The 11,079-nt window shown below is 37.3% G+C and carries 13 protein-coding genes; 4 read left to right on the top strand and 9 right to left on the bottom strand.

Going from position 1 to position 11,079, the window contains the following annotated elements; translation table 11 throughout:
* Positions 1 to 28: 28 nt before the first annotated feature.
* From B4N43_RS01195 to B4N43_RS01185, 3 genes are all read right to left on the bottom strand, one after another.
* Complete coding sequence (locus B4N43_RS01195) at positions 29 to 955, bottom strand: hypothetical protein (RefSeq protein ID WP_088160102.1); 927 nt, start codon at positions 953 to 955, stop codon at positions 29 to 31.
* 99 nt (positions 956 to 1,054) lie between these two features.
* Positions 1,055 to 2,206, bottom strand: a complete 1,152-nt coding sequence (gene gmd / locus B4N43_RS01190) for a GDP-mannose 4,6-dehydratase (protein ID WP_046674906.1) — start codon at positions 2,204 to 2,206, stop codon at positions 1,055 to 1,057.
* Between the two features lie 248 nt (positions 2,207 to 2,454).
* Entirely contained in the window at positions 2,455 to 3,009 is a 555-nt protein-coding gene (locus tag B4N43_RS01185; protein ID WP_075994619.1) for a lipocalin family protein, read from the bottom strand.
* Positions 3,010 to 3,063: 54 nt separating this feature from the next.
* Here B4N43_RS01185 and B4N43_RS01180 point away from each other — a divergent pair, with 54 nt between their 5' ends.
* The 3 genes from B4N43_RS01180 (at position 3,064) to B4N43_RS01170 (ending at position 5,108) form a co-directional block, all read left to right on the top strand.
* The gene (locus tag B4N43_RS01180; RefSeq protein ID WP_046674904.1) at positions 3,064 to 3,396 is read left to right on the top strand and encodes a hypothetical protein; all 333 of its coding nucleotides are present in this window, start codon (positions 3,064 to 3,066) and stop codon (positions 3,394 to 3,396) included.
* Positions 3,397 to 3,483: 87 nt separating this feature from the next.
* Positions 3,484 to 4,398, top strand: a complete 915-nt coding sequence (locus B4N43_RS01175) for a lysylphosphatidylglycerol synthase transmembrane domain-containing protein (RefSeq protein WP_075990891.1) — start codon at positions 3,484 to 3,486, stop codon at positions 4,396 to 4,398.
* A gap of 2 nt (positions 4,399 to 4,400) precedes the next feature.
* Positions 4,401 to 5,108, top strand: a complete 708-nt coding sequence (locus B4N43_RS01170) for an SDR family NAD(P)-dependent oxidoreductase (protein ID WP_075990890.1) — start codon at positions 4,401 to 4,403, stop codon at positions 5,106 to 5,108.
* Positions 5,109 to 5,267: 159 nt separating this feature from the next.
* On the opposite strand, the gene B4N43_RS01165 is transcribed toward B4N43_RS01170, so the two are convergent.
* From B4N43_RS01165 to B4N43_RS01150, 4 genes are read right to left on the bottom strand one after another with little or no spacing between them, the layout of a single operon-like run.
* Positions 5,268 to 6,641 carry an alpha/beta hydrolase family protein gene (locus tag B4N43_RS01165; RefSeq protein ID WP_286732367.1) on the bottom strand — a complete coding sequence of 458 codons (1,374 nt, stop codon included), beginning with the start codon at positions 6,639 to 6,641 and terminating at the stop codon, positions 5,268 to 5,270.
* Between the two features lie 12 nt (positions 6,642 to 6,653).
* Positions 6,654 to 7,238, bottom strand: coding sequence for a hypothetical protein (locus B4N43_RS01160; protein ID WP_088160100.1), 585 nt, complete (start codon positions 7,236 to 7,238; stop codon positions 6,654 to 6,656).
* Complete coding sequence (locus tag B4N43_RS01155; RefSeq protein ID WP_088160099.1) at positions 7,228 to 7,719, bottom strand: hypothetical protein; 492 nt, start codon at positions 7,717 to 7,719, stop codon at positions 7,228 to 7,230. The genes B4N43_RS01160 and B4N43_RS01155 overlap by 11 nt, the downstream gene beginning before the upstream one ends.
* A 45-nt stretch (positions 7,720 to 7,764) precedes the next feature.
* On the bottom strand, positions 7,765 to 8,064 hold the full coding sequence (locus B4N43_RS01150; protein WP_088160098.1) for a DUF2089 family protein: 300 nt from the start codon (positions 8,062 to 8,064) through the stop codon (positions 7,765 to 7,767).
* A 123-nt stretch (positions 8,065 to 8,187) separates the two neighbouring features.
* On the opposite strand from B4N43_RS01150, the gene B4N43_RS01145 reads away from it, so the two are divergent.
* Positions 8,188 to 8,922 carry a lysophospholipid acyltransferase family protein gene (locus B4N43_RS01145; protein ID WP_088160097.1) on the top strand — a complete coding sequence of 245 codons (735 nt, stop codon included), beginning with the start codon at positions 8,188 to 8,190 and terminating at the stop codon, positions 8,920 to 8,922.
* A 7-nt stretch (positions 8,923 to 8,929) separates the two neighbouring features.
* Here B4N43_RS01145 and B4N43_RS01140 read toward each other — a convergent pair whose 3' ends face one another.
* Together B4N43_RS01140 and B4N43_RS01135 are read right to left on the bottom strand one after the other, a co-directional pair.
* Positions 8,930 to 10,060, bottom strand: a complete 1,131-nt coding sequence (locus B4N43_RS01140) for a glycosyltransferase family 2 protein (protein ID WP_286732365.1) — start codon at positions 10,058 to 10,060, stop codon at positions 8,930 to 8,932.
* The gene (locus B4N43_RS01135) at positions 10,044 to 11,018 is read right to left on the bottom strand and encodes a lysylphosphatidylglycerol synthase domain-containing protein (RefSeq protein WP_075994618.1); all 975 of its coding nucleotides are present in this window, start codon (positions 11,016 to 11,018) and stop codon (positions 10,044 to 10,046) included. Before B4N43_RS01135 ends, B4N43_RS01140 begins: the two co-directional genes overlap by 17 nt.
* Positions 11,019 to 11,079: the final 61 nt, after the last annotated feature.

Genomic DNA, 11,079 nt, shown 5'->3' with positions numbered 1-11,079 from the left:
AGCTTTTTTGTTTATAGTGTATCTATTTTTAACGCAATACAACAGTAGATCGTCCCATGATTGCATTATCTTCATATAATAAAACCGTATAGGCCCCTTTAGAGAATCCTTCTTCTGCTGCCCAATAGACGATATAGTCTTCACCTTTGTTGGTAAATAAAATATTGTGTTTAAAAGTATATTGTAATTTCTCGCCATGTACATAGAAAATATTATCACCTTGCACGACCAGATTTCCCTGTGGATCGATAATTCTAACATATATATCACGTTCTCCACTTTTAGCCAACGGATTATCAGCAATGGTAAAGTTGATTTTTAACTTATCGATTTTTTTAGCACGTTCTTCTACAAATTCCTTTCCATTCTTTTTGACTTCAAGGCCATTTATACTGATGCTTGAAACCTTTAATGCTGAAGCAGTCGCAACCTTCTCTTTCAGATCCGAATTTGATGTAACTAATGAAGTAATCTGTTTTTCTTTTTCGACAACAGATTCGTTCAAGTTGGAGTTTTGTTTCGATAAAATCTGATTTTCCTGAATCAGCCGTTGCACATTGACACGATAAGTATCCACCTGCTTCTTAAGCTGATTGATCTTGTGCTGTGCTTCATCGATATCTTTTGCTGTAATACTCTTATTTTCAAGTTTTTTACGAAGCTCTGCGATCTCAGCTCTAGAATCATCCTTCTGCACGGACATCTCTGGAGTCAATTGAACATTTTCTACATCAATTTTATCCAATTCAGCTTCAATACGATCGATTTGTACCTGCAAATTTTCTTTTTCTACTGTAAGTGTATAGACCTTTTCACCATTAGTCTTAAACTTGACATAAAAATATATATTCGTTGCAAGTAATGCTGCTATCGCAATGATAAAGAAGTAAATCTTCGAAGAATCTTTCTTCTTCTCTTCTTCTTTCTTACTCGAAACAACTTCTGAATTTATCATAATATACTGTCATATTCATAGGTATAAATCTATAAATTTATACTATTGAATGTTTAAACAAAAATTATTCCAGTTTTATTTTTTATTACCAATTATGAATTATTCAAAATAATTCAAGGTCTCAAATCCGCCTTGTTTTAAGTATTCTTCCTTTCTCATCAGGTGAAGATCGGATTGTACCATATCTGTTACCAACATCTGAAGATCATATTTTGGCGTCCATCCAAGTTTTGTATTTGCTTTAGTCGGATCACCAATTAGTAAATCGACTTCAGTTGGCCTATAATATGCTGGATCAACTTTGACAACAGTCTGACCAAATTTAATCAGCGATTTATCAATATTTAACTGGGCTAGGCGCTCCTCGTCAATATCGATAATTACCCCCTTCTCCTGCTCTCCCTTTCCACTGAACTCAATCTCAATTCCCAATTCTGCAAAAGCCATGCGAACAAAGTCCCTTACAGTTGTTGTCACACCTGTAGCAATCACAAAATCTTCAGCGGTTTCTTGTTGTAGAATCAACCACATTGCTTCTACATAATCTTTAGCATGCCCCCAATCGCGTTGTGCCGACAGATTACCAAGATATAATTTATCCTGAAGTCCTAGCGCAATTTTTGCTACAGCCCTGGTGATTTTACGTGTCACAAAAGTCTCTCCCCTTACAGGGCTCTCGTGATTGAATAAAATTCCATTACAAGCATACATCTTATAGGCTTCACGATAATTGACAGTAATCCAATAACCGTACATTTTTGCTACAGCATAAGGACTTCGCGGATAAAAAGGTGTCGTTTCACTTTGTGGAACCGCTTGCACCAATCCATAAAGCTCGGAAGTAGAAGCCTGATAGATACGGGTTTTCTCAATCATTCCCAATAATCTGACTGCTTCAAGAATCCGCAATGTACCGATACCATCGGCATTTGCAGTATATTCCGGCGTATCAAAACTAACTTTTACATGAGATTGCGCCGCAAGGTTGTAAATCTCGTCAGGCTGTGTTTCCTGTATAATACGGATTAAGTTGGTTGAATCCGTCAAATCACCAAAATGCAATGTGAAATTTCTATTGTCAAGATGGGGATCTTGATAAAGATGATCAATACGATCTGTATTGAATAAAGAACTGCGACGCTTTAAACCGTGTACTTTGTAACCTTTCTTCAATAGGAATTCTGCTAGATAGGCACCATCTTGTCCTGTTATACCTGTTATTAAAGCAGTTTTCGTGTTTTGTTCAGCCATGTTTCTCTCTAGATTAAGCAATACCTGACGAAATCGTTAGGTATATATCCCATTTTCATACTTAAAATAAGCTTATCCGCCCACAAGATTATCATGCATAGTTGGCTTTTTCACTGTATCGGTAAATTCCGCAGCCTATGACACGAATAAATCATAATGAATTGGGAGTGTAAAAGTATTAAATTTTAAACAAAAAAAGCCATAGGAATTCCTATAGCTTTCTGTTATTCTTCTTTTATCGTTTACGTTTAGTTCGAACGCGTAAAATTAAACACTAAATAGGCTTCTCCGTTAGCAACAGTCAATGGCATACGCATAACTAATTTATTCCCATCCGAATAAGATAAATCCAAACGGTAACCTGTTGTTACGTTCTTCGCTTTATCGCCTGCATAAATCTTTTTAAATTGAAACTGAGGTTCTCCTAAGCCTTTTCCAGGATTATAGATAGACCAAAAGATCTCACGTGATGCACCCGGAGCACATAAAGTTCCTTGCGCATTAAAAGTAATAGATCCTTTACCATTTCCAATAAAATTCCATGTACTACCTACGAAACATTCTGCAGGAGCTTCTTCAAATACACTTTTAATCGTGAATGAAGAAGGTAAATTCTCTCTATCGATTGTATTCAACGTCCATGTACCTTTTACAGCGGATTTCCAATCCGAAGCGCTTGGACCAGAAGCTGCACTCGTGTTGGAAGAAGGATTTCCAGTTGATGTACCTTGCTTTTGTGCTCCACAAGAAAATAAGGTCACCGTAGCAAAAATAGTTGCTAATGATAAAACGAATCGATTCATATCTATAAATTTTAATTTCAAATTGTATTTTTGGGGTAAATTAATCCACAAAACATGAAAATTACAGCCAAAAATCATACCATAAGCAAAATAATCGCAAAAACGCTGTTAAGGTTATTTATCATTTTATTGGCCTTTGCTTCTTATCCGCTTTTTTTAGGACAGGAAGCAAAAAGCAAATTGAATCAAATCAGCCTTGCTTTTACGAACAAGATAGCTCTCATCGCTCCTATCTTGTTATTTTGCTTCATCATTGGATTAATGATCGCTGTGCTCAAGCACAAATATAACAGAATTGACCTAAATTGGCTATTTTCTCTTGCTACTATCTTTGGTATTTTATATTTGATATTATTGTATTCAAGAATTTACCCAACGATTGCTTAAGTGTAATTGCACAATTCGCCAAAGTTTCTAACTTTGGATTCTCCAAAAAGCTAATTACAGCCGAACAAGATTGGATGTATAATTTATATGGATAAAAAAAAAGGGCTAAAAATAGCCAAAAATATAGCAAAGATTGTCGTTACTGTGGGCGCCTTATACTGGGTATTCAGCAAGGTATCTCTAAAGGATCTGAAAGAAGCGGTAATCAACTCCAATCCGCTCTATCTATTCTTTGCTCTAGTTGCTTATAGTATCTCTATTTTTATTTCCTCTTCGCGCTTATTGACCTTTTTAAAGGCAATCGGTCTGGATGTTACGGAAAAATATAATTTAAAACTATACCAACTTGGCTTATTTTACAACCTCATTTTACCAGGTGGCGTTGGGGGAGATGGTTATAAGATATTCTTCCTCAGGAAACGATTCAATATTAAAGGACGAAAATTATTTACAGCCTTATTTTTAGATAGATTAAGCGGACTATGGGCACTATGCCTAATCATTGCAGCGCTGGTTACCTATATGCCACAGCTAGGGATTCCAAACTATCTGACCATCATATTATTTATTATAGGGAGCGTTCTCTATTACTTTATCGTAACCAAGTTTTTTAAGGAATACAAGGCAACATTTCTAAGAGCACATTTAAAGGCTATTGGTGTACAATCAATGCAGGTTCTCGCAGCAATTCTCATTCTTTATGCCTTAGGTTTTAGCGGTAAGTTCTCTCCGTACCTATTTTTATTCCTTGCATCTTCTTTGGTTTCAATCATTCCGTTTTCTGTTGGGGGATTGGGCATGCGTGAACTTGTGATTATGTGGGGAGCTGGCATATTCCAGGTAGACTCTCACAATGCGGTTTTGATCACCTTATTATTTTATATTATTTCCGCTCTCGTTGCTCTTTCGGGAATTTATTTTATCTTTCATCCGCAGGCAATTGGAGAGGACAAATTACCTTCAGCAGAAGAAGTTGAACAAAGTCAAAAACTAGAAGAATAAACATGGCAAATATTATTATTACAGGCGCAAGCAGTGGTGTTGGATTTGAAGCCGTACTGGATTTGACCTCTAAAAAGGACAATAAAGTAATTGCATTGGCTAGATCAGCGGACAAACTGAGAAAACTTCATGAAATTGCCGGTCAGCTAAATTATGATGGTGGCACTTTATATCCGGCCCAATTTGATATTGTCTACGATGACTATGCTACTCTTGTTCCCTTCATCCAATCAAAATTTGATAAGGTTGATATCTTGATTAACAATGCTGGAGCACTCATCAATAAGCCATTTATGGAAACTGATGGAAAGGATTTTGCTGAAATGCTACAAACCAATGTGATGGGACACGTCAATATGATCCAACACGTTGTTCCCATGATGCAATCAGGCTCACATATTGTCAATATTAGCAGTATGGGCGGATTTCAGGGATCCATGAAGTTTCCCGGACTTTCGGCATATTCAACCAGCAAAGCTGCATTAGCAGTGCTTACAGAATGCTTAGCAGAGGAATTTAAGGAAAAGGGAATTAAAGTGAACTGTCTAGCCTTAGGATCTGCACAGACTGAAATGTTCGAAGCTGCTTTTCCAGGCGTTGAAGCGGGTACTTTAGCCTTTGAAATGGGACGCTATATTGCAGATTTCGCTCAAAATGGGCATCACTATTTCAATGGGAAAATACTTCCTGTCGCCAATACAACACCCTAACTGGAATAGCGCACTTCAAAGAGATATCCCTTGTTCTAATACAGTCAGGTTGATCTAATATAGTCAGGACCATTTAATGTACGATTAAATGGTCCCGATTTCTTTAAGCTTATTTGATCCGGAAAAAATATTAAGATTCGCGGCATTCAGTTGATTAAATCAATTTGTCTTCAGTTTAAGCCATTTCGTAAGGTCATCCATCAATTGTTCATTAAAGCTCTCTGAGTTTTCAAAATATTCTTCAATTTTTCCTGTTTGCGCATTTTGAAAAAGGTGATTCAAATTAGGATAATCCTTAATGATGACGTCGGTGGTGTTTAAATGCAGGTGTTGCAGACAATAGATGTTTTCATTCGCCGGGACTTGAACATCCTTTCCGCCGAAGGAAGCGAAAATCGGTACTTTCACCTGCTTCAGATAATAAGCTGGATCGATGCGAAGAAACGTTCTAAACCAGGGGCTCATCATTGGACTAAGTTTAATCTTCATATCAGGAGACAGTGGATTCCCGTTATTTTGCTGAATAAGTTCTTTTTCCAACGATTCGGCCAACGCCTTTGGTGGCTCGTCTTCCAATAGAATAGTATACAATTTTCGATTATTTGCTTTATTGGTCTGCAATGCAGCTTCAGATAATCCGCCCGCTTTTCCTAAAGCATAGCTTTGTAAAATCAGCAAAGAATCTCCTTTGATCACAGGTCCAGACAGGAGTGCAATATAGTTTACTTTACTATTCTCGGATGCCACGATTTCGGCAATTAGCGCTCCCTCACTATGGCCAATCATCCCGATTTTATCCACATCAACTACAGCTTTTTTGCTTAGAAAATCAACTGCAGCGTTAGCATCAGAAGCAAAGTCAATCGTTGTCGCTAAATTAACTTCTCCTTTGGAGCCACCTACTCCCCTGTCATCGTAACGTAATACGGCAAAACCGTTTTTCGTAAGATGATCAGCAAGCACCTTAAATGGCCTGTGACCAAACACCTCAGAATCTCTATTTTGTTGACCACTACCATTGACTAATACCACCGCAGGAAATGGCCCTCCATTTTTAGGATAAGTCAGAGAGCCCGTCAGAAATGCATTGCCTGCACTATTTCTAAACGAAACTTCCTCTTCCATATAGCTATAAGGGGGGAAAACATCCTGCTTACGAGAAAGCCCACTCTGTTCGTTCTCGCTTCGTACCAAAATCATAGCAGATTCAAAAGGACCTTGTTTCATCACTCCTTTCATAACATCTTTATCCCGGTCTAAAAAGCCAGCATACAGAAGACCTATATTCCTAACGTCCATCCAAATGGAATCGTGCTCTATACGTATTTGAGTGATTGCAAATTTCTGCGCTGTTTGCATCGGACGCTCAAAGGTTCCATTCCACTTCCCTGTGCTATCTTTTTGAATGTTGAACACCAGCAGCAGCTTCTGCCCCGAAACCTCAACCTCGCCCTTCCATGAGCCATCAAATGTCTGCGCGTGGGTACATGAAAAATGAAAACAAATGATAAATAGATATAAAAATTTTCTCATTGTCGTTTTTTACTAGAAATTAAACTGTATGCATAAATCCAATATAAAATATAATGCCACAAATACTATACTGATTTCAATCTTCTTATTATTAACGGCTACATTCATACCCTTAACCAATAAATAGAATTGGTAGAATAGCAATAACAAACTGATTATTCCAAACATACCAAATAAAAATAGCTCAGTTTTATCAACTCCGGCCAATGTATGATCGCCGTTTTGCACTGCTTTTAATACTTGATCCGTGAATTTATCCTGGTTTAACAACTTCCCTAAAAATAAGGCAAGATAGAGCGGAAATGGTATAATCAAAACGACATTCATGACATCAATGATTCTGGTCTTTCTGTTTAATAACAACCCTGCACCGTAAAGAAATGTAAAAGGAGCCAAAACCATACAGGCATGAACGCCCAAGACAGCCCATATGGAAACCCCTATATCTGGTTGATAGAAATGCATAAATCCATTAAACTGCTGGCCCGATAAATAAATAATATAGCTTGATAACAAAAATCCGATAACACCAGCAAAGAATAGTTTCCACTCCGGCAATTCCGCAAATGGATTCTGAAAAATCTGTTTAACTTTCATTTTTTAAGAATTGAGATAAGCGCAGCTGTTCGATTTCTACTGGATTTTGGGTTCCAATAAGTAATATCTTACCAGTTTCCAAGGTAAGTTGTAAGCCCATATTACCACGAGCTGAAAAAGCCAGCCCTTTCTGCCCTCTCCGAAAACCCCATCCACCAAACTCACCAATCGGGTTATATTTTCGTACTTCAACAGCACGAATATCTGTCCAACGTGCTCTTTTACGATAGAAATTAAATGGAAAAAAATAGACTTCAATTCCATCTTCACGAATAGTAGTTCTTAATCGTAGAACGCCAAACAATCCCCATAATACCAAATTGATCCAAAACCCCGGTAATTGAAATAATGGAGCAAAATTCAACCGCAAGAGCTCATGCCAGTGCACAGAAAAACTGGCCACGCTGACAGATAAAAGGATCAGACAGAGCCACCAGCTAAAAAAAGATTGGCTTTCGGTATAAAGCGTATTATTTTTCATCTTGATATAATTCTTTGTTTATCAATCATTCGATTGCCCAGACTGCTAAATACTTCTATTTCTGCCATTATTGTTTGTATGATCAAGCGATTTCAATTTGCGAATCAGATCATCGAGAATATTACGGACCGTCGGATAGGATTTGCCCATCTGATTTGCCATTTCTTTTAAACTCCCTGAGTGCATCAAAAAATTCAAAACAAATTCTTGCTCCTCTACAGTAAGCTGCATCAACACAGGTAAAGAAAACTTACCTACAACTTCGGTTTCACAGGAGTCACACACCAATTTAGCGACTTTTAACTTCGCTTCACAACAAGGGCAATCAACCGGTATTTTTTTCATTAAATAATAACATCATTAACATTATTAAAGATAATATTAATAATGTTAAAACAAAAGATTATAAAATCAATATTTTTCAAAAATCATTGCTTAATGATATATTTGTATCATTAAATAACGTTTATGAAGAAGTTTTTAGGCTATTTCCTATCTATTATATTTTGGTTTTGTTTTGGTTTATCCCTAATTATTTTCCACCCCATACAGTGGTTATGTTTAAAGCTGGGTGGATACAATGCACATAAAAAGAGTGTAGATATATTAAATGCCTGCCTCGTTGCCTGCTATTACACGCTATTTAATCGGGTGACATTTATCGACAATAAAAATATTCCAACAGGACAACCCATTGTCTTTGTAGCAAATCATCAAAGTACTTTTGATATTCCTCCAATGATCTATTTCTTGCGTAGATTTCATGGGAAATTTATTTCTAAAATAGAACTTGCCAGTGGCATACCTAGCATCTCCTTCAACTTAAAACATGGTGGTGCCGCAAATATAGATCGCAATGACCCCAAACAATCTATTGCTGAAATATTGAAACTTGCCAATAATATGAAAACCAAAAACTGGTCCGCGTTTATTTTTCCAGAGGGAACAAGATCGAAAACCGGAAAAATGAAGGCCTTTCATGTTGGTGGAATTGCCACTTTACTAAAGAAAAATCCGAATGCACTCGTTGTTCCTATTGCCATTAGAGGATCATATGAAATGGTACAATATGGTATGTATCCATTAACCCCATTTCTTCATATGACCTGGGAAGTGCTAGAACCTTTGGATACGGAGGGTAAGAATATTGAGGAGATCGTTAAATTAGCTGAGGAAGCAATAAAATTAAAGGTCGAAAAATAGGAATAAGCTACTTGACCTGCCTTCCTTTCCAGTCGTACTTCCCTACATTGCCCAATATGCCTATATAAGCCAGATAAAGGATATGAGCCAAGCTCAATAAAGGAAGATACCATAAGAGTTCCTTTCTGCTTGCGAACCTTGTCAAAGGTTCAATAAAAATAAATTCGACGACCATCTTTAATAGCAATGCAAAAAGTACAACCCAAGCAACGAATTTTACACCGAAAAGAGCAAGAACCGAAGCTACCAAAATCAATAAATTAAAGAACCAAATGGAAATCCCTAATGCGATGACACCTTTATTTTTATATTTGGTACTTTTTGAAGCCCAGCGTCTGCGCTGACTAATGAATGACTTCAAATCCGGTTTGGCATCCGTATGAACAACAGCATCTTTTGATTTACAAAACGTTATTCGCTCGGGATATTGTTCTGCTACCTTATGTAAAAAAAGTTCATCATCACCGGATGCAAGCTCGTCGATCCCTTTAAATCCGCCCATTTGTTTAAAAATATCCTTTCGATAGGCCAAATTAGCACCATTACAGGTCGTTGGTTTTTTGTTACCAATACCTGCAGCGCCCAGACCTATCAAATACAAAAATTCCAGGGTCTGCAGTCGTTCAAAAAAACTCTTTTCTTCTGAATACACCACTGGAGAAGATTGTAGATAAGCACCTTCTTTCTCAAATGTGCTGATAACCGTTGCTAACCAGTTCGACCCCATGCGGCAATCTGCATCAGTGGTAATAATAATTTCACCTTGACAGCATTCTATCGCCCTTGAAATTGCTAGTTTCTTATACGAATTCAAACGCCCGTTTTCATTCAATTGAATAAGCTTAACACCTTTCTCTTCATATTCTTTCACAATCAAAGACGTATTGTCGTCTGAATGGTCATCGATAATAATGAGCTCCAGGAGCTCATTAGGATAATTCTGCCCGAGTATGGATTCAATGGTGCGTCTAATATTTAACTCCTCATTCCGCGCAGCAATAATCACAGATACGGTCATTGTTGGCCTAATAGAACGGTTAGGTTCTGAAATCAAGGACCAGCCTCTGCGCATCCATAAAACTAGAATTGCATATACGCAGGCAAAAATGATCAATAAATAGTTAAGAATTTGTATCACCGAAAAAATTAATCTTAAAAACAAAAATAGAACCAAATATAGCTGGAAGAATCAAATTAACGAACCAAATACAGGAAACAATAGCCATTACAGCAATCTCTTGTGTGGTAATATAGCTATATAGATTGCTAGCAACAAAACTTCTCACACTGAAATCAAAAATATCCAATGTAGGCAGAGCTGCCTGAACAAAAAACAGGATAAAAATCATCAGAATCATGGATAAAAGTGGTAGCTCAGGCAAAGTTAGCTTCATCAAGATGATATACTGCGAAGTAAAAATAACAAATCGCGCCAAAGAATTTAAAAGAACAATACTGAGCTCACGCATTGAATAGTGCTCCAATACTTCAAAGAAGGGCTTAATTCGCGTCAAAAACTTAATTTTCCCGACCAATAAATCGATCCATTTTACATTGAAATATAAGATGACAAATCCTCCAGCATAGATAATAGCAAGTAGCCATACCCCAAATTGTACTGTTAAAGGAGTAGAAAGAAATTTACAGATAAACCAGGCGATACTTAGTGATCCCGCAACGCTTGTGAGCACCAATTGCGCAAATAATCCAACGCCCATCGCTACGGCTCCTTTTGCTCGATGTTGGGGCTGTAGAAAAAGTACCCGCCCGCCATATTCGCCAATCCTATTGGGTGTAAAAATAGCCCAGGTAAGCCCGCAGAAAACGGATTGGAAAGCCTTCCAAAATGAAATATGCTCCAGTTTAGATGCAAGATACCGCCATTTCACAACTTCAAGCAACCAGTTGACAAGCATTAAAACCACAATTAAAATAAGGGTCCAAACAACCGAATGCTGCTCCAAACCGGCAATTAGGGTTTTGAACTTCTCAATATTGCTTCTATCGGATACCTTCACAACGATATACCAGGTCGCTAGGGCGAAAACCAGTATCTTCAATAAAAGACTGATGTATTTTTTTTGTCTTCCAGTCAACTTTTGATAATTAGAGAGCAATGTTACTAAATTTTAGCCAAATGATTAAGTTTTGTCGAAC

Source organism: Sphingobacterium sp. UBA1897 (genome assembly GCF_002337775.1).
Classification (GTDB): domain Bacteria; phylum Bacteroidota; class Bacteroidia; order Sphingobacteriales; family Sphingobacteriaceae; genus Sphingobacterium; species Sphingobacterium siyangense.
The sequence above is the reverse complement of the archived record's forward strand: the minus strand, read 5'-3'. Positions and strand labels throughout refer to the sequence as shown.

Bases quoted from the DNA above. Each gene is read 5' to 3' on its own strand.
- B4N43_RS01160 (WP_088160100.1), bottom strand. From the start codon at position 7,238: ATGAAAGTTAAACAGATTTTTCAGAATCCATTTGCGGAATTGCCGGAG.
- B4N43_RS01170 (WP_075990890.1), top strand. From the start codon at position 4,401: ATGGCAAATATTATTATTACAGGCGCAAGCAGTGGTGTTGGATTTGAA.
- B4N43_RS01185 (WP_075994619.1), bottom strand. From the start codon at position 3,009: ATGAATCGATTCGTTTTATCATTAGCAACTATTTTTGCTACGGTGACC.
- B4N43_RS01145 (WP_088160097.1), top strand. From the start codon at position 8,188: ATGAAGAAGTTTTTAGGCTATTTCCTATCTATTATATTTTGGTTTTGT.
- gmd (WP_046674906.1), bottom strand. From the start codon at position 2,206: ATGGCTGAACAAAACACGAAAACTGCTTTAATAACAGGTATAACAGGA.
- B4N43_RS01195 (WP_088160102.1), bottom strand. From the start codon at position 955: ATGATAAATTCAGAAGTTGTTTCGAGTAAGAAAGAAGAAGAGAAGAAG.
- B4N43_RS01155 (WP_088160099.1), bottom strand. From the start codon at position 7,719: ATGAAAAATAATACGCTTTATACCGAAAGCCAATCTTTTTTTAGCTGG.
- B4N43_RS01150 (WP_088160098.1), bottom strand. From the start codon at position 8,064: ATGAAAAAAATACCGGTTGATTGCCCTTGTTGTGAAGCGAAGTTAAAA.
- B4N43_RS01180 (WP_046674904.1), top strand. From the start codon at position 3,064: ATGAAAATTACAGCCAAAAATCATACCATAAGCAAAATAATCGCAAAA.
- B4N43_RS01175 (WP_075990891.1), top strand. From the start codon at position 3,484: ATGGATAAAAAAAAAGGGCTAAAAATAGCCAAAAATATAGCAAAGATT.
- B4N43_RS01165 (WP_286732367.1), bottom strand. From the start codon at position 6,641: ATGAGAAAATTTTTATATCTATTTATCATTTGTTTTCATTTTTCATGT.